Origin of the sequence: Citrobacter rodentium NBRC 105723 = DSM 16636 (assembly GCF_021278985.1) — a bacterium.
Classification (GTDB): Bacteria; Pseudomonadota; Gammaproteobacteria; order Enterobacterales; family Enterobacteriaceae; genus Citrobacter_A; species Citrobacter_A rodentium.
This window is the reverse complement of record NZ_CP082833.1, coordinates 5,309,628-5,333,473: the sequence shown is the minus strand read 5'-3', so window position 1 is coordinate 5,333,473 and position 23,846 is coordinate 5,309,628. Positions and strand designations below refer to the sequence as shown.

The 23,846-nt window shown below is 54.6% G+C and carries 21 protein-coding genes, 1 tRNA gene and 2 pseudogenes; 10 read left to right on the top strand and 14 right to left on the bottom strand.

What is annotated here, in order from left to right; genetic code table 11:
- Positions 1 to 10 precede the first annotated feature (10 nt).
- Positions 11 to 1,378: a murein transglycosylase D gene (gene mltD, locus K7R23_RS25480; protein WP_012904594.1), complete on the bottom strand. Its 1,368-nt coding sequence runs from the start codon at positions 1,376 to 1,378 to the stop codon at positions 11 to 13.
- Positions 1,379 to 1,449: 71 nt separating this feature from the next.
- Entirely contained in the window at positions 1,450 to 2,205 is a 756-nt protein-coding gene (gene gloB / locus K7R23_RS25475; RefSeq protein ID WP_012904595.1) for a hydroxyacylglutathione hydrolase, read from the bottom strand.
- A 33-nt stretch (positions 2,206 to 2,238) separates the two neighbouring features.
- On the opposite strand from gloB, the gene K7R23_RS25470 reads away from it, so the two are divergent.
- A complete protein-coding gene (locus tag K7R23_RS25470; protein ID WP_012904596.1) occupies positions 2,239 to 2,973 on the top strand; it encodes a class I SAM-dependent methyltransferase in 735 nt (244 codons plus the stop codon).
- Here K7R23_RS25470 and rnhA read toward each other — a convergent pair.
- Positions 2,958 to 3,425: a ribonuclease HI gene (rnhA, locus tag K7R23_RS25465; RefSeq protein WP_012904597.1), complete on the bottom strand. Its 468-nt coding sequence runs from the start codon at positions 3,423 to 3,425 to the stop codon at positions 2,958 to 2,960. The genes K7R23_RS25470 and rnhA overlap by 16 nt on opposite strands.
- A gap of 63 nt (positions 3,426 to 3,488) precedes the next feature.
- Between rnhA and dnaQ the strand changes: the two genes are divergently transcribed.
- Both dnaQ and K7R23_RS25455 read left to right on the top strand, forming a co-directional pair.
- Positions 3,489 to 4,220, top strand: coding sequence for a DNA polymerase III subunit epsilon (gene dnaQ, locus K7R23_RS25460; RefSeq protein ID WP_012904598.1), 732 nt, complete (start codon positions 3,489 to 3,491; stop codon positions 4,218 to 4,220).
- Between the two features lie 134 nt (positions 4,221 to 4,354).
- A tRNA-Asp gene (locus tag K7R23_RS25455) sits at positions 4,355 to 4,431 on the top strand.
- 1,446 nt (positions 4,432 to 5,877) lie between these two features.
- On the opposite strand, the gene K7R23_RS25450 is transcribed toward K7R23_RS25455, so the two are convergent.
- Positions 5,878 to 6,648 (bottom strand): amidohydrolase, encoded by a 771-nt coding sequence (locus tag K7R23_RS25450; RefSeq protein ID WP_012904599.1) that lies wholly within the window; start codon positions 6,646 to 6,648, stop codon positions 5,878 to 5,880.
- 108 nt (positions 6,649 to 6,756) lie between these two features.
- Positions 6,757 to 9,201: an acyl-CoA dehydrogenase FadE gene (gene fadE / locus K7R23_RS25445; protein ID WP_012904600.1), complete on the bottom strand. Its 2,445-nt coding sequence runs from the start codon at positions 9,199 to 9,201 to the stop codon at positions 6,757 to 6,759.
- A 238-nt stretch (positions 9,202 to 9,439) separates the two neighbouring features.
- On the opposite strand from fadE, the gene lpcA reads away from it, so the two are divergent.
- Together lpcA and K7R23_RS25435 are read left to right on the top strand one after the other, a co-directional pair.
- Positions 9,440 to 10,018, top strand: a complete 579-nt coding sequence (gene lpcA / locus K7R23_RS25440) for a D-sedoheptulose 7-phosphate isomerase (RefSeq protein WP_012904601.1) — start codon at positions 9,440 to 9,442, stop codon at positions 10,016 to 10,018.
- A 99-nt stretch (positions 10,019 to 10,117) separates the two neighbouring features.
- Positions 10,118 to 10,885, top strand: coding sequence for a class II glutamine amidotransferase (locus K7R23_RS25435; protein ID WP_012904602.1), 768 nt, complete (start codon positions 10,118 to 10,120; stop codon positions 10,883 to 10,885).
- Here K7R23_RS25435 and dpaA read toward each other — a convergent pair.
- Entirely contained in the window at positions 10,856 to 11,596 is a 741-nt protein-coding gene (gene dpaA / locus K7R23_RS25430; RefSeq protein WP_012904603.1) for a peptidoglycan meso-diaminopimelic acid protein amidase, read from the bottom strand. The genes K7R23_RS25435 and dpaA overlap by 30 nt on opposite strands.
- A 365-nt stretch (positions 11,597 to 11,961) precedes the next feature.
- Between dpaA and K7R23_RS25425 the strand changes: the two genes are divergently transcribed.
- Positions 11,962 to 12,696 (top strand): C40 family peptidase, encoded by a 735-nt coding sequence (locus tag K7R23_RS25425; RefSeq protein ID WP_042623030.1) that lies wholly within the window; start codon positions 11,962 to 11,964, stop codon positions 12,694 to 12,696.
- Here the strand turns inward: K7R23_RS25425 and K7R23_RS25420 are convergent.
- From K7R23_RS25420 to K7R23_RS25385, 8 genes are all read right to left on the bottom strand, one after another.
- Complete coding sequence (locus K7R23_RS25420; protein ID WP_148222055.1) at positions 12,693 to 12,989, bottom strand: hypothetical protein; 297 nt, start codon at positions 12,987 to 12,989, stop codon at positions 12,693 to 12,695. The genes K7R23_RS25425 and K7R23_RS25420 overlap by 4 nt on opposite strands.
- A 106-nt stretch (positions 12,990 to 13,095) precedes the next feature.
- Complete coding sequence (gene flhA / locus K7R23_RS25415) at positions 13,096 to 15,189, bottom strand: flagellar biosynthesis protein FlhA (protein WP_012904605.1); 2,094 nt, start codon at positions 15,187 to 15,189, stop codon at positions 13,096 to 13,098.
- Positions 15,173 to 16,312 (bottom strand): flagellar biosynthesis protein FlhB, encoded by a 1,140-nt coding sequence (gene flhB / locus K7R23_RS25410; protein ID WP_012904606.1) that lies wholly within the window; start codon positions 16,310 to 16,312, stop codon positions 15,173 to 15,175. Before flhB ends, flhA begins: the two co-directional genes overlap by 17 nt.
- Positions 16,302 to 17,084, bottom strand: coding sequence for a flagellar biosynthetic protein FliR (locus tag K7R23_RS25405; RefSeq protein ID WP_012904607.1), 783 nt, complete (start codon positions 17,082 to 17,084; stop codon positions 16,302 to 16,304). The genes flhB and K7R23_RS25405 overlap by 11 nt, the downstream gene beginning before the upstream one ends.
- Position 17,085: 1 nt before the next feature.
- Positions 17,086 to 17,358: a flagellar biosynthetic protein FliQ gene (locus K7R23_RS25400; protein WP_012904608.1), complete on the bottom strand. Its 273-nt coding sequence runs from the start codon at positions 17,356 to 17,358 to the stop codon at positions 17,086 to 17,088.
- 11 nt (positions 17,359 to 17,369) lie between these two features.
- On the bottom strand, positions 17,370 to 18,128 hold the full coding sequence (fliP, locus tag K7R23_RS25395; protein WP_012904609.1) for a flagellar type III secretion system pore protein FliP: 759 nt from the start codon (positions 18,126 to 18,128) through the stop codon (positions 17,370 to 17,372).
- Positions 18,125 to 18,496: a FliM/FliN family flagellar motor switch protein gene (locus K7R23_RS25390; RefSeq protein ID WP_012904610.1), complete on the bottom strand. Its 372-nt coding sequence runs from the start codon at positions 18,494 to 18,496 to the stop codon at positions 18,125 to 18,127. Before K7R23_RS25390 ends, fliP begins: the two co-directional genes overlap by 4 nt.
- Positions 18,489 to 19,355, bottom strand: coding sequence for a FliM/FliN family flagellar motor switch protein (locus K7R23_RS25385; protein ID WP_012904611.1), 867 nt, complete (start codon positions 19,353 to 19,355; stop codon positions 18,489 to 18,491). The genes K7R23_RS25390 and K7R23_RS25385 overlap by 8 nt, the downstream gene beginning before the upstream one ends.
- A gap of 609 nt (positions 19,356 to 19,964) precedes the next feature.
- Between K7R23_RS25385 and K7R23_RS25380 the strand changes: the two are divergent.
- The 4 genes and pseudogenes from K7R23_RS25380 to K7R23_RS25365 all read left to right on the top strand — a co-directional run.
- Positions 19,965 to 20,950: pseudogene (locus tag K7R23_RS25380) on the top strand (sigma-54 interaction domain-containing protein).
- Between the two features lie 36 nt (positions 20,951 to 20,986).
- Positions 20,987 to 21,343, top strand: coding sequence for a flagellar hook-basal body complex protein FliE (gene fliE, locus K7R23_RS25375; RefSeq protein WP_012904613.1), 357 nt, complete (start codon positions 20,987 to 20,989; stop codon positions 21,341 to 21,343).
- 4 nt (positions 21,344 to 21,347) lie between these two features.
- Positions 21,348 to 23,012 carry a flagellar basal-body MS-ring/collar protein FliF gene (gene fliF / locus K7R23_RS25370; protein ID WP_012904614.1) on the top strand — a complete coding sequence of 555 codons (1,665 nt, stop codon included), beginning with the start codon at positions 21,348 to 21,350 and terminating at the stop codon, positions 23,010 to 23,012.
- A pseudogene (locus K7R23_RS25365) lies at positions 22,990 to 23,841 on the top strand (FliG C-terminal domain-containing protein); the annotation flags it as partial. The gene fliF and the pseudogene K7R23_RS25365, both read left to right, overlap by 23 nt.
- Positions 23,842 to 23,846: the final 5 nt, after the last annotated feature.

Here is a 23,846-nt window from a genome sequence, read left to right as displayed (position 1 = left end):
ACAGATGCGCTCAGGAGTCCGGCGCGCTGCTGTTCTTTACAAACAGCGTCAGCTGGTCGCCCGGCTGCAGATTTGCCGTATCGCTGTTCCAGCGCATCACATCTTTGATGTTCACGCCGTGACGTCTGGCGATGCTGGAAAGCGAATCGCCTTTACGTACGCGATAGGTAATACTGTCGCTATTGTTAGCCAGTCGCTGCGCGCTGCTGCCTGCGCCAACCGTCAGGCTTTGACCCACTTTCAGCGACGATCCGCGCAGTTTGTTCCACTGCTGGAGATCTTTGGTGCTCACGCCGAGACGTGATGCAATGCCGGAAAGCGTATCGCCGGAGCGAACGGTATAGCTGCGGCTGTTCAGCGGGCTGTTGTCGGCGATCAGCGTCGACTGCACGGCGGCAATCTCGCCTGAAGCCAGAGATTCACGCAGTTGCGCTGCATGCTTCTTTGGCACCATCACATACTGCGGACCGCTGAGGCCCAGCGTAGACCCTTTCACGCCAGCGTTAAAGGTCTTCAGCTTGCTGACAGGCATACCCGCCATATCCGCAACCTGCGCCATTTCAACCGGGCTGTTCAGGCGTACACGCGCCAGAGCGCGGCTTTCATCCGGCGTTGGCAGGTTTACGCCGTAGCGCTTGCTGTTCTTGAGAATATCACTCAGGGCCAGCATTTTAGGGACGTACAGCTTCGTTTCACGCGGCAACGGCAACGACCAGAAGTCGGTGGATTTACCACGCGCCTTGTTCGTTTTAATCGCCTTCATGACCCGACCTTCGCCGCTGTTATACGCCGCAACGGTCAGTAGCCAGTCGCCATCAAACATTTTGTTCAGACGCTGCATCATGTTGAGCGCTGCGGTTGTGGAGGCCACAACGTCGCGACGCGCATCATAGCTGCGGGTCTGTTTTAACCCATAATTGCGCCCCGTGCTCGGTATGATCTGCCAGATGCCTGCGGCATTGGCGCCAGACGTCGCGTGAGGATCAAAAGCGCTCTCCACTATGGGTAGTAGTACCAGTTCCATAGGCATGTTACGTTTTTTAACCTGCCCGGCTATCCAGTACATATACGGCTCTGCCCGTAAAGTTACATCGTGGAGATAGCTCTTATTGCGTAAATACTTCTGTTTCTGTTCGCGAATCCGGTCATTTTCCGGAATTCCCATCTTTAGCTCGTCGCCAATGAAAGCCCACAAGTCCTGATCCGGCGCGAGGGACGTCCCATCGTCCATCCATCGTGCCTGACTCGTAAACTTTCCTGCTTCCCCTTGACCAGCTGCAGAAAGGCTCTGTGCGTGCTGTTGGACGTTGCCTGCGTGCTGAGACGACTGGCAACCCACAAGCAGGACAGAGGCGAGTAATATCGCTTTTGCCTTCATGTGTGTGTCAATAGTTGCTTAAAAGACGACCGATCATAACGGCGAAGTTTTGAAAAGGCAACCCGGAATTGTCAGAAGCTGTCTTTCTTTGACCTTAACCATGCAAAACGCTGCTCAGGTTGTTGCAATATTGTTTCTTTGTTGATTTCTTTAATTAGATCAGCATCTTCTGTTCGCAAAAAAATATTATTTTGTCGCTCATTTTTCAGAATTACGGGGAGTGTCATTTGTTTTTTTGCCCGTAACTCATTAACTTTTAGGTAATAATCATTTATGAACGAATCGTGCGGAAGTATGCTAAGGGCAAACTTCATATTCGCTAATGTATACTCATGCGCACAACAAATTAACGTATCGTCAGGAAGCGCAGCTATTTTTTTAAGTGACTGATACATCTGGCTTGCCGTGCCCTCAAACAGGCGACCGCAGCCACCGGAAAACAGCGTATCTCCGCAGAAAAGATAAGGGTGACTGAAGTAGCAGATATGTCCTGAAGTGTGACCGGGCGTGGCAAAAATTCGAAATTCATGCCCCAGAATGAGAATGGAATCGCCATCATTGACTATCCGGGTCGCCCCTTTATCTTGCGTTTCTGCTGGCCCATACACCACAAGATGTGGGAACTTCTGCACCAGCGCCTTCACGCCGCCCACATGATCGTGATGATGGTGGGTGAGCAAAATGGCCTCTGGCTGCCACTGATTTTCAGCGATAGCCTGCAACACCGGGGCGGCATCGCCCGGGTCGACGATCAGGCATCGGCTCTGGTTATCGCTCAGAACCCAGATGTAATTGTCCTGAAATGCCGGAATACTGTTAAGATTCATAAATTACCTCTCAATGCGTAACGGATGGTTGTGATGAAACCGGCAAGGAACCCGAAAACAGTCGTCGCTCCTGAACGCTGGGGCGATATGCCCTGGGGCGAATACTATCGGCAGGCGCTGGAACAGCAGCTTAACCCGTGGTTCGCCAAAATGTATGGTTTTCACCTGCTTAAAGTGGGCAATTTGAGTGCGGAAATCAACTCGGAAGCCTGCGCGGTGTCTCATCAGGTTAGCGTGTCGATCGGCGGTTCGCCCGTCCAGGTTCAGGCCGATCCGCTTTTTCTTCCTTTTGCGCCAAAGTCAGTCGATGTGTGCCTGCTGGCGCACGCGCTGCCCTGGTGTACGGATCCGCATCGTTTACTGCGCGAGGCCGATCGCGTGCTGATTGATGACGGTTGGCTGGTGCTGAGCGGGTTTAACCCGGTGAGCCTGATGGGGCTGCGTAAGCTGGTGCCGGTGCTGCGCAAAACTCCGCCTTATAATAGTCGAATGTTTACCCTGATGCGTCAGCTGGACTGGCTGTCATTACTCAATTTTGAAGTGCTGCACTACAGCCGCTTTCACGTGTTGCCGTGGAAAAAGAATGGCGGAAAAATGCTGAGCGCGCACCTTCCCGCGCTGGGCTGTATGCAGCTGATTGTGGCGCGTAAGCGGACCATTCCACTTACGCTGAACCCGATGAAACAAAGCAAGGCCAAAGCGCGCATTCCCCAGGCCGTTGGGGCGACCCGGCAATATCGCAAGCCGGACGATCAGGCTTCGACCTGATAGCCGATATCTTCCTGCGTAGGGTTCATGGCGGCCGCGCGGGCCAGTTCATCGCAGCGTTCGTTTTCCGGATGACCGGCGTGGCCTTTTACCCATTCCCATTTGATCTGATGCTGACCGAGCGCGGCATCCAGACGCTTCCAGAGATCGACATTTTTTACCGGCTTTTTCTCGGCGGTTTTCCAGCCGCGTTTTTTCCAGTTGTGGATCCACTGGGTGATCCCCTGGCGCACGTACTGGCTGTCGGTGCTTAAAATGACTTCGCAATGTTCTTTCAGTGCCTCCAGCGCGACGATGGTCGCCATCAGCTCCATGCGATTATTGGTGGTGAGGGTATAGCCTTCGCTGAAGGTTTTTTCGCGCCCGCGATAGCGTAAAATCGCACCATAACCCCCGGGACCTGGATTCCCCAGACAGGAGCCATCGGTGAAAATTTCTACCTGTTTAAGCATCTCTGGTAGACTTCCTGTAATTGAATCGAACCGTAAACGACAAGTCTGACATAAATGACCGCTATGAGCACTGCAATTACACGACAGATCGTCCTGGATACCGAAACCACCGGTATGAACCAGATTGGCGCGCACTATGAAGGGCATAAGATTATTGAGATCGGCGCCGTGGAGGTCGTGAACCGGCGTTTGACGGGCAATAACTTTCACATTTATCTGAAGCCCGACCGGCTGGTGGACCCGGAAGCGTTCGGCGTCCACGGCATTGCGGATGAATTCCTGCTGGATAAGCCGACGTTTGCAGACGTAGCGGATGAATTTCTTGACTATATTCGCGGCGCCGAGCTGGTGATTCATAACGCTTCGTTTGATATCGGCTTTATGGACTACGAGTTCAGTAAGCTCAATCGCGACATCCCGAAAACCAGCAGCTTCTGTAAAGTCACCGATAGCCTGGCGTTGGCGAGAAAGATGTTTCCCGGCAAGCGTAACAGCCTTGACGCGCTCTGCTCGCGCTATGAGATAGATAACAGCAAGCGTACGCTGCACGGCGCACTGCTCGATGCCCAGATCCTCGCCGACGTCTATCTGGCGATGACCGGCGGACAGACATCAATGACGTTTGCGATGGAAGGGGAGACGCAGCAGCAGCAGGGTGAGGAGACAATCCAGCGCCTTGTACGTCAGGCCCGCAAATTACGCGTTGTTTTCGCCAGCGATGAGGAGGTGGCCGCCCATGAGGCGCGTCTCGATCTGGTGGAGAAAAAGGGCGGAAGTTGCCTCTGGCGGGCCTAAGGCGGCGCGTTAATGCTGTAAAAATCATCGTTCGGGCGATTTTTACAGCAAACGATTAAAAACGCGAGAAAAAGCGTTGACGAGGTGGATGGCAATCCGTAATATGCGCTTCGTTCCCGAGAGGAACACAACGCGGAGCGGTAGTTCAGTTGGTTAGAATACCTGCCTGTCACGCAGGGGGTCGCGGGTTCGAGTCCCGTCCGTTCCGCCACTATTTGAGGCCATGCTATTGATTAGCATGGCCTTTTTTATGTGTGCATTTTTCGGTATGTCATCTGGTATGCCGTTGCCGTCTGGCTTGCTCCGGCTGATCCGGGAAAGCGTCGGACAGGTTATTTCTCATCTCGTCATTTTAAGTGCGCCCCTTGAAGGGACGCACTCATATTGTTTTGGACTGCATAGAGCTATGTTAATTCCGCGTACTCCCGAACATGCAGGCCCCATGCGCCCCCCCGCTTACCGAGGAATAAGGTGCACAAACCTTCTGGCACTGAGCGTCTGAAAAACCTGCCTGAGTACATGCAAATACTTCTGAGGCCATAACACCAGAGAGTAATATTACAGAAATAATTAACTTATTCATGATTCTTTCTCCGCTTCGTTAATATAACGTCAGGTATATACATTTTCCATTTTGAACGGGCAGAATATTCCATTACTCCACGCATTTTTATAAAGTAATTGATTTTTTTCGATTCAAATCCTCCTGGTTTGTTGATGGTTAAGTTTTTTTAATTGATAGCGTAAGTCTTTGAGGTTTCTTTAACTTATGACGCATCCCCGTAATAGTTAATTTTGGAATTCAATAAATGACACACTGAAATATTTATTTGAATGTGAGTAAGGTTATCTTTTAATTAATAGCTTTCAATATGTGGACAGGGTACCCGGAGATTTTGTTCACCGGGCACCCTGTTAGTTATTCAAACCATCACAAACAGGGTAAAAAAGTCCATGGTGCGAGAGCTGTCCATTTACATACATCCGCGCATTCACTCGCCCCTTTTCCTGTAGCTATGCAGGCAAGCGCATAAGCCGGAGCTGTTGCTGACGCAGACAAGAGCACAACGGAAAATACAGCTGTAGCGATTCTATGTTTTTTCAGAAATGCTAACATATCTTACCTCCTGTTGTTTTTGAATTAACAGTGAAAGAAACTGACCCGACTCTTGCGTGGGAGTTTCCGTATATTAGTTAACAACCTTGCCGCCAACATTTCAAAAGAAGTATAATCTGGTTGATATACTGTTTATCAACGGACCAGAAGAAACAATAAACACAGACTTGCAAAAGAAACGTTTTTACTCTCTCCCCCCTGACAATTAATTGTTTTTTCTGGTTTTTGACGGGGGGCGTATATTTTATTCAACAATAAATTACTGGCTCAATAATGAGTGAGTAATCCCTCAGAAAAATATAGCTTGTCATTATAGCCAGCTAATTAAGCAACATAACCTGACGGTAATTATTTGCTCTGATTCTATTTTTATTAATTTTACTCTCGGGAAAAAACAGCTGGATGAACTCAATAATGTCATTTTTATCCATTCGATACTTTTCTGTGCCGGATACCGCCTTTCATTCGACCACGTGAAAGGGTTCACCTGAGCAATATGCAGTCAGCGACCGGCATTCCGTCGTTTCCGCGTCGCAAAAATTATCGCAGCGTAAACCCGTCGGCATCCTGCCAGGCCGGAAAATTCTCCCGATACTCTTTAAGCGCGCTCAGCGACAGCTCGGCATCAATGCGCGTTGCCTGATGCGCGTCCGCGGTGGCGATGACTTCACCCTGGGGATTGATCACCCGGCTGTCGCCGCGATAGTGATGGCCGTTGCCGTCCGTACCGACGCGGTTGCAGCCTGCCACATACGCCTGGTTTTCAATGGCGCGCGCGCTCAACAGCGTCTGCCAGTGCAGCGAACGGGGAGCGGGCCAGTTGGCGACGTACAGCGCCAGATCGTAGTCATTGAGATTGCGCGACCACACCGGAAAGCGCAGGTCGTAACAGACCTGCGGCAGGATTCGCCAGCCGCGCCATTCGACCACCACCCGGCGGTTACCCGGCAGGTAATGGCGATGCTCATCGGCCATCCGGAACAGATGGCGCTTGTCGTAAAAATGTATTTCGCCCTGCGGTTCCACCAGCAAAAAGCGATTGACCGCGCCAGAGGACGTTTGCAGGGCCGCGCTCCCGGCAATCATCGCATTGCACTGTTGCGCTTTTTCCCGCATCCACCCGCTCAGCGCCTGCTGAGAAAGCGAATTCTGCGCCGCCTCCATGGCGAAGCCGGTGGTGAACATCTCCGGTAAAACAATCAGGTCGCGTCCGGTAATCAGTTCCAGCTGACGATCAAAATGACGCAAATTAGCCGGACCATCCAGCCACGCCAGCGGTTGTTGCAACAGCGTAATTTTCAAACCAGGCACGATCGGAACTCCTCGTTGAACAGCGTTTTGACACTGTAGCACGCGCTTTCAGGAAAAACAGGCAATAAAAAGCCCCGCCAGGCGGGGCTGTATGGTGAAGCGAAGGCGTCAGGCGGCTTCGACTTTACGCACTTTCTCCGGCAGCTTTACCGGCTGCGTCGCCAGCGCATCGGCGTCGAAATCATCAACGTTAATGCTGCGCAGACGGCTCTCTTCCGCTTTGACCAGAATGGCCGCTTCCTCTTTATCGATTAAGCCTTTCGCCAGGGCATTCTGCGCCAGTTCATCCAGACGGGTGAAGGGCAGGTTTTTGCCAATCTCTTTACAGATCCGCTGGTGGACAGGTTCGGCGGCCATGACATCCCGCAGCGCCTCTTCCAGCAGACCCGGCGGATTATGCTCGCTCGGTTTCAGATACTGACCGCGGCCAATACGGTCGCGGGTCGCGCTCGGCACCTGGAGTATTTTCGCCACTTTGTGATCCAGCTTGTCAGACGGCGCCAGATAGTGACGGCCAGTCGGGAAGAGCGCGGCGTTCAGCAGACCCGCCACCAGGCGGTTCGGGAAGTTCTGTAACAGATCGTCCATTGCCTGTTCTGCCTGGTATAACGCATCCTGAACGCCCCAGTGAACCAGCGGCAGGTCGGCTTCATGACGGCCTTCGTCGTCATAACGCTTCAGGACCGCCGAAGCCAGATACAGCTGGCTCAGTACATCGCCCAGACGCGCCGAGATCCGCTCACGACGCTTCAGACTGCCGCCGAGCACCGCCATCGATACATCCGACAGCAGCGCCAGGTTCGCGCTCAGACGGTTAAGATGCTGGTAGTAGCGTTTTGTCGCATCGCCGGTCGGCGAGGCGCTGGTAAGACCGCGGGTCAGGCCGAGCCAGAAGCTGCGCACCGTATTACTGCCGACGTGACCGATATGTTTGAACAGCAGTTTATCAAAGGCGTTGACATCGTTGTTTTGCGCCGCCGCCATTTCTTCAAGCACATACGGATGGCAGCGGATTGCTCCCTGACCAAAGATCATCATGCTGCGGGTGAGGATATTCGCCCCTTCCACGGTAATGGCGATCGGCGCCCCCTGGTATGCGCGGGCGAGGAAGTTGCTTTCGCCCAGCATAATGCCTTTACCGCCAGTAATATCCATCGCGTCGATAATTGAACGCTGACCGCGGTGTGTACAGTGATACTTAACAATCGCCGACAGCACCGCCGGTTTCTCGCCGAGCATAATGCCATAGGTAATCAGCGTCGCTGCCGCGTCCATGACGTAAGCGTTACCGGCAATGCGCGCTAACGGCTCTTCAATTCCTTCCATCTTACCGATGGAGATTTTGAACTGACGGCGAATATGGGCGTAGGCGCCGGTGGCCATCGCGACGGACTTCAGGCCGCCCGTGGAGTTTGACGGCAGGGTAATACCGCGACCGACCGACAGACATTCCACCAGCATACGCCAGCCCTGACCGGCCATTTTCGGTCCGCCGATAATGTAATCGATCGGCACAAATACATCTTTACCGCGCGTCGGACCGTTCTGGAACGGCACGTTCAGCGGGAAGTGACGGCGGCCAATCTCCACGCCCGGCGTAGAGGTCGGAATCAATGCGCAGGTAATGCCCAGCTCTTCTTCACCGCCCAGCAGTTTTTCCGGGTCGGAAAGCTTAAACGCCAGTCCCAGCACCGTGGCGATAGGCGCGAGGGTGATATAACGTTTGTTCCAGGTCAGACGCATCCCCAGCACCTGCTGGCCCTGCCATTCGCCCATGCAGACGATGCCGGTATCCGGAATCGCGCCCGCATCGGAGCCTGCTTCCGGGCTGGTCAGCGCGAAGCAGGGAATTTCCTGACCGCGCGCGAGGCGGGGCAGATAATGATCTTTCTGTTCCTGGGTGCCGTAATGTTGCAGCAGCTCGCCCGGACCTAACGAGTTTGGCACGCCAACGGTGATCGCCAGGATCCCGGAGACTCCGGACAGTTTTTGCAGCACGCGGGACTGAGCGTATGCGGAGAACTCCAGCCCGCCGTACTCTTTCTTAATGATCATCGCAAAGAAGCGGTGCTCTTTCAGATACGCCCACAGCTCCGGCGGCAGATCGGCCAGCTCATGGGTGATCTGAAAGTCATTCGCCATCCGACATGCTTCTTCCACCGGGCCGTCAAGAAAAGCCTGCTCTTCGGCGGTCAGGCGCGGCTGCGGATAGTTGTGCAATTTTTTCCAGTCCGGTTTGCCCTGGAACAGATCGCCCTCCCACCAGGTGGTGCCGGCATCGATCGCTTCTTTTTCAGTGCGCGACATCGGCGGCATCACCTTACGAAAACCGCGAAATACCGGAACGGATATCATCGACTTACGCATCGGCGTGAGGTTAAACGGCAGCAGAATAATGGCCAGCGGGACCAGCAGCCAGATATTCCACACGCCAGCTGCGCCCAGCGCAGCTGTCCAGGCGAGCAGAATCAGGCTGCTGAGTAAGAGGCTGACGCGGTGATAGAACAGCGCGCCGAGCAGAACGATTGTCGCGAGAATACTCAAAATCATCATAACAAAAAGCTCCCTTGCTTGTAGGAGGTCTGACCACTTGTGATGATATGGTTGTAGTGGATGTAAATTCTTTTATCAATGTGTTTACAAAATAATTACAACAAAGCTCACATTGTTGCCGTTTCAGGCGGCACAAAAACGCAAAAGCCATGCGCGAGATGCAGGCTTATGCTTCTCGCATGTACCGCTATCCGGTACACTGCTTCCTGTCTTTACATTCATGCTGAAGGATATCCTCATGTACCAGGATCTTATTCGTAACGAACTGAACGAAGCGGCGGAGACGCTGGCTAACTTTTTAAAAGATGACGCCAATATTCACGCCATTCAGCGCGCGGCGGTCCTGCTGGCAGACAGTTTTAAAGCGGGCGGTAAGGTTCTTTCCTGTGGCAACGGCGGCTCCCACTGCGACGCCATGCACTTTGCGGAAGAACTGACCGGCCGTTACCGTGAAAACCGTCCGGGCTATCCGGCGATTGCGATTTCCGACGTCAGTCATCTCTCCTGCGTGAGCAATGATTTCGGCTATGACTATGTTTTTTCTCGTTACGTTGAGGCGGTAGGGCGTGAAGGGGATGTACTGTTAGGCATTTCCACTTCCGGCAATTCCGGCAACGTGATTAAAGCGATTGCCGCTGCGCGCGAAAAGGGGATGAAAGTGATCGCCCTGACCGGGAAAGACGGCGGCAAAATGGCGGGCACGGCTGATATTGAAATTCGCGTTCCGCACTTCGGTTACGCTGACCGTATTCAGGAAATTCACATTAAAGTGATCCATATCCTGATTCAGTTAATTGAAAAAGAGATGGTCAAATAATTTCACTGAGCGTTGCCGGATAGCGACGCCAGGCGTCTTATCCGGGCGCTGATAAGCGCAGCGCCATCAGGCTTAAAAACGTTTTAAGGCAGGTGATATATGTGCGAACTGCTCGGGATGAGCGCCAATGTGCCCACCGATATTTGCTTTAGCTTTACCGGACTGGTTCAGCGCGGCGGCGGAACCGGGCCGCATAAAGATGGCTGGGGAATCACCTTTTATGAAGGCAAAGGCTGTCGCACATTCAAAGATCCGCTGCCAGGCTTTAACTCTCCCATCGCCAGGCTGGTGCAGGAGTATCCGATCAAATCCTGTTCGGTAGTCGCCCACATCCGTCAGGCGAATCGTGGGAAAGTGGCGCTGGAAAACACCCATCCCTTTACCCGCGAGCTGTGGGGGCGCAACTGGACCTATGCTCATAACGGGCAGCTTAGCGGATATAAATCGCTGGAAACCGGAAACTTTCGTCCGGTCGGCGAAACCGACAGCGAAAAGGCGTTTTGCTGGCTGCTGCATAAGCTCACCCAGCGCTACCCGCGCACGCCGGGCAATATGACGGCGGTGTTCAGATACATCGCCGCGCTGGCGGACGAACTGCGGGAGAAAGGGGTGTTTAATATGCTGCTGTCGGATGGACGCTATGTGATGGCGTACTGCTCGACCCATCTGCACTGGATCACCCGCCGGGCGCCGTTTGGCGTGGCGACGCTGCTCGATCAGGATGTGGAAATCGACTTTAGCTCGCAGACCACACCAAACGATGTGGTCACGGTACTGGCCACGCAGCCGCTGACGGGCAATGAAACCTGGCAAAAAATTATGCCAGGCGAGTGGGCGTTATTTTGTCTCGGGGAGCGTATAGTTTGACGCCAGCTGCGGCTGGACCACTTCGTGGCTCAACGGCTTGCTGACCACGTAACGGCCATCGACCACGGAAACGGTCGGCGGCTTGCGGGTCTGCTCAAAGTAATCGTATCCCGGCTTTAACTGCGTCCAGAAATCTTTGTAATACGAGTACTTATGGCGCTGCATATTGGCATCGGTCATGCGGAACGGGTAGATGCTGACCTGCACGCTCGGTTGACCAAATACCAGCGCGCCGGTGACGAACTGGAAAATCTCGTCAATACCGCTGTCGGTCATGGCGTAGCAGCCTACGGAGACGCAGGCGCCGTGAATCATCAGGTATTTTCCCTCATAACCGTGCGCGCGGTCATAGGCGTTGGGAAAACCGATGTTAATGGCTTTATAGAAACGGCTGTCCGGCTTCAGCTGATTACGCTGAACGCTGTAAAAACCTTCCGGGCTTTTAAAATCCCCCTGGCGCTGCTTCGGGCCGAGTCCGCCGGAGTAATTACAAATTTTGTAGCTGTCGAGTAGCTGATACTGTTCGCCCATCTTGACGTAGAGGTCAAGCGTGCGTTCCTCTTTAAAGATCTGAATATAGACCGGCGAGCCCATCAACTGCTGCTTATACTCTTTGCTGATCGGCGTTGTCGGGCTGCTGCTGCCCAGCAAACCGGCAAACGAGACGCACGGGATCAAAAGCATCGCAATAAATAATGCGATTTTACGCATACTGCTTGTTCCTTGATAAAACGATTACACACGCCAGAACGGCAAAAATCTGCACCCAAAATCAGACTACTCTGCATTTCGAGCGCTCACATTATCACCACGGCATTTTTTCGCAAGCCCTCCGTGTCGCGTTTACAGTTGTTAACGCGATTAAACCCTCATGCCGCTCGTCACCTGCCGCCTGCGCCCCGTCAGACGCGGTTCGGGATGAAAACGGACCGCGATAAGTAATCTGCTGATACCACTGGGTTAATATTTTAATAATCGAGAATTAAGCCTGGCGGTTTTTGCCTCACGATACACTGTACCGACTTTGTTCTGCCTGGTAATACAACGTGAAGTTTTCTTCCTTCGCGCCGCGGCTGATGCTGCCGGGGCTGTTTTCGCTGTGCGTCGTTTTTTCTCCTGACTGCGCCGCGGTAATTAAGCATCCGGCGTCGCATCTCAATCAGAGCTATGCCGCTAAGCTGCGGCAGCGCAACCGTGAGCGGCTGCTCGGCAAATATCACGCGCTGATGCAGAAAAAAGCGCATTACATTGTGGAAGGCGATGCGGCGAGTAAAAGGGCGCTGCGTCAGCATAACCGTCAGCTAATCAAACAGCATCCGGAGTGGTTCCCGGGGCCGCTGAAGGCCAGCGACAGCCGCTGGCGGGCGCTGGCGGAGAACAGTCATTTCCTCAGCAGCGACCATCTGCATAATATGACTGAAGTCGCCATCCACCGCCTTGAACAGCAGCTGGGCAAACCGTACCTGTGGGGCGGCGCCAGCCCCGAGCAGGGGTTTGACTGTAGCGGACTGGTGTTTTACGCCTACAATAAAATCCTTGCCGCAAAATTACCGCGCACCGCTAACGAGATGTATCACTACCGCAGGGCGACCATCGTCGCGGATCGCGATCTGCGACGCGGCGATTTGCTCTTTTTCCACGTGCACAGCCGGGAGATTGCCGATCATATGGGGGTCTATCTGGGGAACGGAGAGTTTATTGAATCGCCGCGCACCGGGGAGACGATCCGCGTAAGCCATCTCGCCGATCCCTTCTGGCAGGCGCACTATCTTGGCGCTCGCCGGATATTAACGGAAGAAACCATCATCTAATAGGTGAACAGCAGCAGCATGGTGATAAAAATAAACAGCATCACGCCAGCGAAAACAAGATCCATCAGCTCGTCCACCGGTACGGACAGAGGGATAAATAACGCCTGATGCGCGTGAGTTTCCTCGTTTGCGGTACTATTGTCCTCTGTCGGGGGGCGATAATACCGGCCGTTCTGCCGTTTGCTCTGTTCCTGGTGGTGGACAAATTCCCGGAATGTTTGCCACTGACGGTGGGTGTGCTGCTGGCCGGATGCGGTAAGCGACCGGCCTTTCCTTTCATTCTTCGTCGTCATAATCATTCCCTGTAAACGATAAATTTCCGCGACGGCCATCCTGGTCGCCGGTAGTGATTGAAAGCGGCGGCCCAAAGCGAAACTTAAGCCGCCGGTCAGTGGGGAATTAACTTAATGAACCCATGATTTTCAGCTGCAGGTCGTCCGCCACCTCGTTATACGAAAGCACATGCAGCCCTGGCGCAAACAGGCGGGCGTAGCGCGCGAGCAGCGGCCGCAGCTGCGGCGCCACCAGCAGCACCGGCTCTTTACCCGCCGCCTTCATCTGCTCTTTCACCTGCGGCATATTGTTCTGGAACTGGTTGAGCATATTCGGATCGACCGGCACGCTGTCGAGCATCACTTTTCCGGCCTGCTGCGCCTGGTTCACGACGCTGGACAGCAGGTTTTCCAGCTCGTTATTCAGGGTATAGACGGCCAGCTCGCCCTTGCGGACAAACGGATGGGTAATGCTGCGGCGCAGGGCCAGACGCACGTCGGCGGCAAGCAGAATCGGGTCTTTGGTCACGGCGCTGCTTGCCACCAGCACGGTCGCGATGGTCACAATATCGCGCAGTGAAACCCCTTCGGTCAGCAGCGCGCGGTAGACCTTCAGCATCTGGCTGTAGTTCAGCGCGGCGCTGAGATCTTCCGCCAGCCTCGGCGCCATTGAGGAGAGGCGGTTATGCAACTGAGTAATATCGTCGTAGTTGAACAACTCCGGGATATAGCTGCGCACCACCTTGTTGACGTGGGTGGCGATAACGCTGGCGCTGTCGATCACCTGATAGCCCATATTCAGCGCCTTCGCTTTTTGCGCCGGCTGGATCCAGGTGACCGGCATACCGTAGGCCGGATCGTGGCCCAGTATGCCGTCGATCTCGCCGTAGGTTTCGCTGGAGGGCAGCGCCATCAGCTTATCGGAAGGGATATCCGCCTCGTCGGCCTTAATGCCGTTAATGAAAATCGCATACTGGCTGGGCTTCAGGCGGAAGTTTTCCCGGATGCGGATCTCCGGCAACAGCACCCCGTTGGTATCGGAGATTACCTGGCGCACGCCGCGAATACGTTGGGTCAGCGGGTTGCCTTTGGCTTTATCGACCAGCGCAACCAGCTTATAGCCCAGGCTCAGGCTAATGGGTTCGATAAGCGGGATCGTCTCCCAGCTAACCTGCTGCTCGGTGGTTTCGGCAATGGTTTTGCTCAGCGTTTCGAGACTCTTCTCCTCCGCTTCGGCGGCGGCAGGCCGCTTGCTCATGCGCCAGGCGGTAAAGCCGAGCAGACCGCTGAATACCAGAAACGGGAAGTGCGGCATCCCCGGCACTACCGCCAGCACGAGCATAATGGTCGTGGCGGTATAGAGTACGGAAGGGCTGGCCAGCAGCTGGCTGCGAACGTCCGAGGAGATATCGCCATTATCGCTGACGCGGGTGACGATAATCGCGGCGGCGGTAGAGAGTAGCAGGGAAGGGATCTGCGCCACCAGACCGTCACCGATGGTCATCAGCACGTACTGCTGGAAGGCGGCCTCAGCGCTGAGATCGTATTTGAAAATACCGATGCACACGCCGCCTATCAGGTTGATCGCCAGAATCATCATCCCGGCGATGGCATCGCCGCGCACAAACTTTGAGGCGCCGTCCATCGCGCCGTAAAAGTCGGCCTCGCTGGCGACGTCTTTGCGTCGCGCCTGCGCCTGCTGCTGATTGATTAACCCGGCGTTGAGGTCGGCGTCGATCGCCATCTGTTTGCCGGGCATCGCATCGAGGGTAAAGCGGGCGGAGACTTCGGAAATACGCTCGGCCCCTTTGGTCACCACGATGAAGTTGATGATCATCAGGATGATGAACACCACGAAACCGACGACGAAGTTGCCGCCAATCACCACCTGGCCGAAGGATTCAATCACCTTACCGGCGGCGCCTGCGCCCATATGACCGTGGAGCAGCACCACGCGGGTAGAGGCGACGTTCAGCGTCAGACGCATCAGCGTGGTGATTAGCAGAATGGTCGGGAACAGGCTGAATTCGAGAGGACGCCTGGCGGAAACGGAGACCAGCAGCACCATCACCGCAAGCACGATGTTAAAGGTAAACAGAATATCCAGCAGCGCCGGAGGCAGCGGCAGGATCACCATCGCCAGGATACTGAGTATCACCAGCGGCACGCCGATGTTGCCGTTACGCAGCAGCGCCATAAGTTGCTTAATTGTTTTCGGCATCCAGTTTAAGAACCTCTTTGGGAATGGAAATATGTCTGTTCAGCAACGGACGAGGCTGCGTGCCGTCACGCCAGTGCTTCATCTGCAACACATAGGTCAGCACATGGGCAATCGCCCGGTAGAGCTGAAAGGGAATCTGTTGGTTAATCTGCGTGGTGTAGTAGACGGAGCGCGCCAGCTTTGGAAACTCCACCACCTCCACCTGGCTTTCCGCCGCCACCTGGCGGATATAGAGGGCGATTTCGTCGGTGCCTTTCGCCACCACAAACGGTGCGGCGGCGCGCGACTGGTCGTACTGGAGCGCCACGGCGTAGTGGGTCGGGTTGGTGATTACTACGTCGGCTTTCGGCACCACCTTGCGGATCTGCCCCATCGCCAGCTGTCGTTGCAGACGGCGCACGCGGGCCTTCACTTCGGGCTTACCCTCCTGGTTTTTGTACTCCTCCTTCACCTCCTGTTTTGTCATCTTCAGTCCTTTGGTGAACATCTTCTTCGCCAGCGGCACGTCGATAACGGCAAAGAAAACAAACAGGATGACGAAGTTGCGCATTACGCTGCTGTAGAGCGCCAGGCCGTCGCTGACCGCCTGTTTAAACCAGAGCGCCTGCAGGCCGAGAAACGAGGCGAAGTTATTCCGCAGGCTCAGCCACAGCATCACCAGAATCACCACGGCTTTCACCATCATCTTGCCGGTTTCCACCAGATGCTCCGCCGAAAACAGGCGGCCAATGCCTTTCAGCGGATTCACTTTGCTGAAGTCGGGCAACATCTTCTTCGGCAGGAACAACCAGCCGCCGGGAATTAACGACGCCGCCAGCGCCGCGGCGGGCATGGGCAGCAGGGTGAGAATAAATTTCGCCATAATCAGCAGGTGATGCTGCAAAAACTGTCCGACGATCGCCGGGTTATTAATCTCCTGCGCGTACTGATGGACGCTGACGAAGCTTTCGCGCACGAAATCTTCATACCAGGGAAAACTGCTGCTGATGACCATAAAGGCGGCAAAAAGGCTGGCCGCCAGCCCCATGTCCTTTGAGCGCGGGATCTGTCCTTCTTCCCTGGCTTTGCGCAGCTTTTGCGCCGAGGGTTTTTCTGTTTTTTCTTCGCTGCTGCTATCCGCCATAGTGACCCTTTAGCGCGTCAAGCTGCTTTAAGATGAAGTTCGCCAGGTGCAGATAGTGGTCGGGCAGGTTATAGAGCAGGGTGGCGAAACAGATAAGTCCGGCCAGCATGTTGATCGGAAAGCCCAGCGAATAGAGGTTCAGCGGCGGCGCGACGCGGTTGAGCAGGCCGAAGCAGCCCTGCACAATCAGCATAATGAAGGTGGTCGGCAGCGCCAGCAGCATCGCCGATCCCAGCACCCAGCTGAACGCCAGCGCGAGGGTGCGCAGGCTTTGCGGATGCAGGGCGTTGCCGATGGGCCAGTAAGTAAACCCCTTATACAGCACGCTCACCAGCAGCAGATGGCCGTCCATCGCGAAAAAGAGGATCACCGCATAGACGTTAATCAGCTCCGCCAGCACCGTCGTTGAGGCGCCGCTGCCGGGATCGTTCATCACCGCCATGCTCATCCCCATATTAAAGGAGAGGATCTGACCGGCCAGCTGTAGCGCCAGAAACAGAAACTGAAACATCAGGCCAAACAGCATCCCCCACAGGATCTGCTCTGCCGTCAGAATCAGACTGTTCATGGACAGCAGGCTGTCGGGCACAGGGTGCGGGATCATCGGCGTGATGACGATCGCCAGCGCCAGAGAGAGAATGATGCGCACGCGAATCGTCAGCGCGGCGTTATCAAACACCGGCACGTAGCGGATAAACGCCATGATGCGCACAAAGGGAAACCACAATCCCAGTACCAGGTTGGCGAGCTGCGTAATATCGGATTCGCGCATCTCATTGCACCAGAGTGGCGGCCTGGGTGAACAGATGAATACAGAGATCGTCCAGCTGGACGATCATCCATTTTCCGCATACTCCCAGCACCACCAGCGTGACGATCAGGCGCGGCAGAAAGCTGAGGGTCTGTTCGTTAATCTGGGTCACCGCCTGAAAGATGCTGACCAGCAGGCCGACCAGCAGGCTTGGCACCACCAGCAGGCTTACCAGAATAATCACCACCTTAATGCCGCTGGCGACGATATCGGCTGCTACATCGATAGTTAGCATGGTTGCCTCATTCAGCCCAGACCCAGCCCGCGGATACTGGAAGTCAGCGTGCCGACGGTCAGCGACCAGCCGTCGATAAGTACGAACAGCATCAGCTTAAAGGGCAGTGAGACGATCAGCGGCGACAGCATCATCATCCCCATCGCCATCAGGACGCTGGCGACAATCAGATCAATGACCAGAAACGGGATGTAAATCATAAAGCCGATCTGAAAGGCGGTTTTCAGTTCGCTGAGCACATAGGCAGGCACCACGATGGTCAGATCCTGATCGGCGGCGTCGCCTTTCACGTCGGCGATAGTCATAATCTGCGCCATCGCCTTTTTGTTGGTTTGCGCCAGCATAAAGCGCTTCAGCGGCGTGGCGGCGGTGCTCAGGGCGTCAGAGAGGGTCATCTGGTCATTTTCAAACGGAACGACGGCGCGATCGTAGATGTTGAGCCAGATTGGGCGCATCACCAGCATCGTTAAGCAGAGCGCAATGCCGATCAGTATGCGGTTCGGCGGCGTCTGCTGCAGGCCCAGCGCCTGGCGCAGCAGAGAGAGCACGATAATGAAGCGGGTGAAGCAGGTCATCATCAGCACCAGCGTCGGCAGCAGCCCGACGAGGGTCATCAGGATCAGCACCTGAATTTTGACGCTATATTCCTGGCTGGCGCCGTGGGTGACCACGTTCAGCAAGGGGATCTCGCCCCCCTGGGCGCAGGCGAAGGGGGAAAGGGCGAACAGAGCGATGCCCAGCGCCAGCGTAAGTGTAGCCGACCGTTTCATGGCGCCAGATCGTTAATTTCTTGGGTATTGAATTCAAGCACGCGCAGGCCGTACTTTTCGTTGACCACCACCACTTCCGCTTTGCCGAGCAGGATATTATTGACCTTGATATCCAGCGGCTCCCCGGCGAGTTTATCCAGTTCAATCACCGTGTCGTCATCGATGTTCAGCAGATCGGCCAGCATAATTTCCACCGAAGAGACTTCCAGAGTCAGGGTGACGGGAATGCGCTTCAGCAGGCTCATGGATTCGGAAAAGCGATCCTCCAGGCGGGTTACCAGCGCTTCGGTTGCGGAATTCGCCGGGGCGGCAGGGGCTTCGGTGGTGAGTTCGAAACCTTGCTCTAAAATATCTTCTTGCTTACTCATAGGATTTCTCAGATGTCTTGCTCATCAGCTCGGATAAAAACAGCTTGTCTTTATCCTCCACGATCAGGGCGGTAAATAATTCGGATTTCCCGATGGAAACGGGAAAGCTGTCGGGAAGCGTAAACGGTAAAATATCGCCGGGTCTGATGGTGGCGAGATCGGCCACGCTGAGCGGCAGTTCAGCGATCTTCACCTGCATTTTCAGCGGCAGGGTATGAATGATCTCTTTGACCAGCTTCTTTTTTTCAACGGCGACAGCGGCCTTATCCGCCGCTGGTTTTCCCTGATTGTGTTCGCTGCGACGAATCAGGTTGAGAATATAATCGGTGTGGGCGTCATCGAGTAAAATCCGGAAGCCGCCATCTTCGTTATCGCCCAGCACGAAGGTGAGTTGATACGCCCAGTGCGTCTGTACGGTACTGCTGTCCAGCTTAAGCGCCAGCGGAACCCCTGAGGTATTTTTATTAAAGATAAGAGCGCCGATATCCATTGCCAGACGGCTTTTCAGACGGGTCTCGGTTTTGGTCGGTAAATTATCCTGTGAGTTTATTTCCGTCAGCGATGCGTCAAGCCCATAAAAATTACCTAACAGCGTCAGCAGTAGTGAACGATCGATATCAAACGCCAGATGCCCCATCTGAGAGATCATCAGTTCGGCGCTTTTATTTATCACATCCATCTCGCAGTTAATTTTTTTTAGAGTGATATTGGTGCGATGTTTTTTAAGAAAATAGTTTCCGAGATGTGATTCGATTGTGTCAAAATTACCCGTAAATAAAGACGGCAGGCGGTGATAGGGACGCCCAAGCCTGTTGCCTTCAAGTTTGAAGATGCCGGGGGTTTGACTGTACTTCAGCATGATAGGCTTTCTCTGCTGTAATGTTCTGGAGCGGATGGACTGATATCAAATCCCGCGGTTAGCAAAAAATTCAGAAGTGCATTTAATAAAGTGCTCATCCTTGTCGTTATACTCATGTTGTCGTTCTGCAATAACAAAGGTACTTGCTGGACTCATCTGTGAACCAGGGGGTGTTATTAAATAACTGGCGACATCATTCTGCAAATTATTAATAGTGAGGACAGCTCATTAAAAAATAATTAAACCTCATTTTTGCGCTTTTTTGTGCACAGGCTCCGGTTTTGGGTATAATTTATTTGTTTGCCAATGCGCTGTGCTTTATTTGTAACTTGCTGATTTTGCATGATTAATATTTTTATTATCTTTTAATTCAGGATTGTTAAACGTGCCGGTGGTACGCTTTTCTATGGGAAAAATCTCATTTGAGTTCTTTATTGCGTAAGGCTGCGTAGCTTTCGTCGTACATCGCGCCGTACAATGCGGCAAAACATGACCATGGACCGGATAAAATGACAGGAATGAGAGTGCTTAATTAACAATTGTGCCCTGCATATTTGTGTATTTCTCGTAACGGATGTTAATTTACTCATTGCGAAGTGTAAAAAAATTATGTTTGAACTTATTGCCGAAGCATCTTCCAGTATTAATGCCTTTTCACTGGCCAGGCGCGTTGCCGCTTTTAATGTTCCGGTGCTTATTCAGGGCGAAACCGGAACGGGTAAAGAGTGTGTGGCTAAATTTATCCACGCTATCGCCTTTGGTCAGAATGAGAATGCGCCCTATATCGGCGTAAACTGTGCGGCGATCCCGGAAAATATGCTGGAAGCCACCCTGTTTGGTTATGATAAAGGGGCATTTACCGGCGCGGTCGCCACGGTACCGGGAAAAATGGAGCTGGCCAATAACGGCACATTATTACTGGATGAAATTGGCGATATGCCGCTGGCGCTGCAGGCGAAAATATTACGCGTACTGCAGGAGCAACAGGTTGAGCGGCTGGGCAGCAACCGGCAGATTAAACTTAACTTCCGCTTAATCGCCTGTACCAATAAAAACCTTGAAGCAGAGGTCGCCGCCGGGCGTTTCCGTGAAGATCTTTATTACCGGCTGTCGGTGGTTCCGGTCAATATTCCCCCCTGCGCGAACGTACGCAAGATATTATCCCGCTGGCCGAGTCCTTTATTAAAAAATATTCCACGGTGCTGGTAAAAAATATCCGGCTTTCAGAATCCACCCGCCGCGCGCTGCTGAACTATTCCTGGCCGGGCAATGTTCGCCAGCTGGAAAACGCGATCCAGCGCGGGATGATCCTCAATCGCGACGGGGTGATCTACCCCGATACGCTTGGGCTGCCCTCCAGCAAAACCTGCGACAGCGTTGAGGCGGAATGGCAGACGCCGCCCCGTTTACCCGTCAACGGGAACGGCAATCTGGGTCAGCATGGCCGCAGCGCGCAGTATCAGTACATTGCCGATCTGATGCGGAAATATCACGGCAATAAAAACAAGATCGCTGATTTATTAGGGATTACACCTCGAGCGCTTCGTTATCGCCTGGCGTCAATGCGAAAACAGGGTATTGAAGTTTACTCCTGAGTCGGCCCGTAGCACCCATCACTTTAAGAGTAGGTCATGAGCATAACCAATATACAACCAGCCGGTACGATGCAGGCGCAAATGCTGCGGGAGATGCAGCAGATGCAGGCTGTCGCCCGCACGCCCGTTCTCTCATCCATGCAAATCAGCGCAGCGGGGGAGGCGAGCTCCACGGTCTCATTTCATCGCATCATGCAGGGGGCGCTGAGCCACGTCGACCAGTTTCAGCAGGCAGCGGAAGAGAAGCAGACGGCGATCGATATGGGCAAAAGCGACGATCTGGCGGGGGCGATGATCGCCAGCCAGCAGGCTTCATTATCGTTCTCGGCGCTGGTTCAGGTAAGAAACAAAATCGCTACCGGCTTTAACGATCTGATGAGCATGTCGATCTAACGCTATGAATGAACTGATTAAGAAGCTCACGCACTCCTTCCCGGCATTCGCTTTCCGGCTGGACGGCAACAGGCGCTGGATGCTGCTGGCGGCGGCCGCCGTCGCCGCAACGGCGATTATCGTCAGCCTGCTGTGGAACAGCAATCACGGCTACGTTTCGCTGTATGGCCGCCAGGAGAACCTGCCCGTTTCGCAGATCGTCACCGTTCTGGACGGCGAGAAGCTGGAATACCGCATCGACCCGCAAAGCGGCCAGATTCTGGTGCCGGAAGAGGCGCTGTCGAAAACGCGTATGGCCCTTGCCGCCAAAGGGGTACAGGCGCTGTTGCCCAACGGCTACGAGTTGATGGATAAAGACGAGGTGCTGGGCAGCAGCCAGTTCGTGCAGAACATCCGCTACAAGCGCAGCCTTGAAGGCGAGCTGGCGCAATCGATTATGACCCTCGACGCGGTGGAAAGCGCCCGCGTTCATCTGGCGCTGAATGAAGAAAGTTCGTTTGTGGTCAGCGACAGGCCGCAGAACAGCGCCTCGGTGGTTGTACGTCTGCACTACGGCGCGAAACTGGATATGGATCAGGTTAACGCCATTGTGCATCTGGTTTCCGGCAGCATTCCGGGGCTGAAGGCCACGCAGGTAAGCGTGGTCGATCAGGCCGGGAATCTGCTGACGGACGGAACAGGGGCGGGCGAGGCGGTCGCCGCCACCACCCGTAAGCACGACCAGATCCTGCAGGATATTCAGGATAAAACCCGCGCCAGCGTCGCTAACGTGCTGGACTCGCTGGTGGGGCCGGGCAACTACCGGATCAGCGTGATGCCGGACCTCGATCTGAGCGATATCGACGAAACCCGGGAGCACTACGGCAACGAGCCGAAGGTCAATCGCGAAGAGAACGTTCAGGACAGCGACACCAACCAGATTGCGATGGGCATTCCCGGTTCGTTAAGCAACCGGCCGCCGGTCGCCCCGAACCAGGTGACGAATAACGCCAGCGCAACAACTGCGGAGAGCAACCCGCCGCAGGCGCTGTCGAAACACAGCGAAAGCAAGCGTGACTACTCCTACGACCGTAGCGTGCAGCATATTCAGTACCCGGGCTTCACGGTGAAACGGCTGAAGGTGGCGGTGGTGCTTAACCAGGAGGCGCCAGCGCTGAAGAACTGGACGCCAGAGCAGACCAGACAGCTGACTGATCTGCTGAACAATGCCGCCGGGATCGACACTCAGCGCGGCGACAATCTGTCGCTGTCGCTGCTCCGTTTCGTGCCGCCAAAGACGCCGGTCGAGCCGGTTATCCCGCTGTGGAAGGATGAGAGCGTACTGGCGTGGGCGCGGATGATTGGCTGCGGCCTGCTGGCGCTATTGCTGCTGCTGTTTGTCGTGCGGCCAATGATGAAGCGCCTGACCGCGGTGCGTCAGAGCTTGCCTGCGCTGGAGAAGGTTGCGGCCAGCGTGCCCGCCATCGAACCGCAGTTCGCGGCGGCGGAGGATGATCGGAAAAGCATTGAGCTTCCCTCTTTCCCCGGCGATGACAGTCTGCCTCCGCAGAGTTCCGGCCTGGAGGTGAAGCTGGAGTTCCTGCAAAAACTGGCGATGAGCGATACCGATCGCGTGGCTGAAGTTCTCAGACAATGGATTACCAGCAATGAGCGAATTGACAACAAGTAACGGCAGTACCAACAGCTATCTCGAACAGGCCGCTATTTTGCTGCTGTGCCTGGGAGAAGAAGCGGCGGCCACGGTGATGCAGAAGCTCAGTCGTGAAGAGGTGGTGCGCCTGAGTGAAAATATGGCGCGCCTCTCCGGGGTGAAAACCAGCATGGCGAGAAAGGTCATCAATAACTTTTTTGATGAGTTCCGCGAGCAGAGCGGCATCAACGGCGCGTCGCGCTCCATGCTGCAGGGCATTCTCAACAAGGCGCTGGGCACTGAAATTGCCAGCAGCGTCATCAACGGCATTTACGGCGACGAAATCCGCTCGCGGATGGCGAGACTACAGTGGGTTGAGCCGCGCCAGCTGGCGATTCTGATCTCGGAAGAGCATCTGCAATTGCAGGCGGTATTTCTCGCCTTTCTGACGCCGGAGATCTCCGCCAGCGTACTGTCATACATGAGCGAATCGGTGCAGAACGAGATCCTCTACCGGGTGGCGAAGCTGAGCGACGTTAACCGCGACGTGGTGGATGAACTGGATCGCCTGATCGAACGCGGGCTGTCGGTGCTTTCCGAACACGGTTCGAAGGTGAAGGGCATCAAGCAGGCGGCAGATATCGTCAACCGCTTCCAGGGCAACCAGCAGGTGATCCTCGATCAGCTGCGCGAGCGCGATGAAGACGTGCTTGAACAGCTGCAGGATGAGATGTACGACTTCTTTATCCTCAGCCGCCAGAGCGAGGAGGTGCGCCGTCGCCTGCTCGACGAGGTGCCGATGGAGGACTGGGCGGTCGCGCTGAAGGGCACCGAAGCCATGCTGCGCCGCTCTATTTACGCCGTAATTGTAAC

Excerpts from the sequence above, each read along its gene's own strand:
- K7R23_RS25435 (WP_012904602.1), top strand. The coding sequence starts at position 10,118 with ATGTGCGAACTGCTCGGGATGAGCGCCAATGTGCCCACCGATATTTGC.
- fliF (WP_012904614.1), top strand. The coding sequence starts at position 21,348 with ATGAATGAACTGATTAAGAAGCTCACGCACTCCTTCCCGGCATTCGCT.
- lpcA (WP_012904601.1), top strand. The coding sequence starts at position 9,440 with ATGTACCAGGATCTTATTCGTAACGAACTGAACGAAGCGGCGGAGACG.
- rnhA (WP_012904597.1), bottom strand. The coding sequence starts at position 3,425 with ATGCTTAAACAGGTAGAAATTTTCACCGATGGCTCCTGTCTGGGGAAT.
- K7R23_RS25405 (WP_012904607.1), bottom strand. The coding sequence starts at position 17,084 with ATGCGCGAATCCGATATTACGCAGCTCGCCAACCTGGTACTGGGATTG.
- flhB (WP_012904606.1), bottom strand. The coding sequence starts at position 16,312 with ATGGCGGATAGCAGCAGCGAAGAAAAAACAGAAAAACCCTCGGCGCAA.
- K7R23_RS25400 (WP_012904608.1), bottom strand. The coding sequence starts at position 17,358 with ATGCTAACTATCGATGTAGCAGCCGATATCGTCGCCAGCGGCATTAAG.
- fadE (WP_012904600.1), bottom strand. The coding sequence starts at position 9,201 with ATGATGATTTTGAGTATTCTCGCGACAATCGTTCTGCTCGGCGCGCTG.
- K7R23_RS25385 (WP_012904611.1), bottom strand. The coding sequence starts at position 19,355 with ATGCTGAAGTACAGTCAAACCCCCGGCATCTTCAAACTTGAAGGCAAC.
- fliE (WP_012904613.1), top strand. The coding sequence starts at position 20,987 with ATGAGCATAACCAATATACAACCAGCCGGTACGATGCAGGCGCAAATG.
- K7R23_RS25420 (WP_148222055.1), bottom strand. The coding sequence starts at position 12,989 with ATGACGACGAAGAATGAAAGGAAAGGCCGGTCGCTTACCGCATCCGGC.
- fliP (WP_012904609.1), bottom strand. The coding sequence starts at position 18,128 with ATGAAACGGTCGGCTACACTTACGCTGGCGCTGGGCATCGCTCTGTTC.
- flhA (WP_012904605.1), bottom strand. The coding sequence starts at position 15,189 with ATGCCGAAAACAATTAAGCAACTTATGGCGCTGCTGCGTAACGGCAAC.
- K7R23_RS25425 (WP_042623030.1), top strand. The coding sequence starts at position 11,962 with ATGCTGCCGGGGCTGTTTTCGCTGTGCGTCGTTTTTTCTCCTGACTGC.
- mltD (WP_012904594.1), bottom strand. The coding sequence starts at position 1,378 with ATGAAGGCAAAAGCGATATTACTCGCCTCTGTCCTGCTTGTGGGTTGC.
- K7R23_RS25390 (WP_012904610.1), bottom strand. The coding sequence starts at position 18,496 with ATGAGTAAGCAAGAAGATATTTTAGAGCAAGGTTTCGAACTCACCACC.
- dpaA (WP_012904603.1), bottom strand. The coding sequence starts at position 11,596 with ATGCGTAAAATCGCATTATTTATTGCGATGCTTTTGATCCCGTGCGTC.
- gloB (WP_012904595.1), bottom strand. The coding sequence starts at position 2,205 with ATGAATCTTAACAGTATTCCGGCATTTCAGGACAATTACATCTGGGTT.
- dnaQ (WP_012904598.1), top strand. The coding sequence starts at position 3,489 with ATGAGCACTGCAATTACACGACAGATCGTCCTGGATACCGAAACCACC.
- K7R23_RS25470 (WP_012904596.1), top strand. The coding sequence starts at position 2,239 with ATGAAACCGGCAAGGAACCCGAAAACAGTCGTCGCTCCTGAACGCTGG.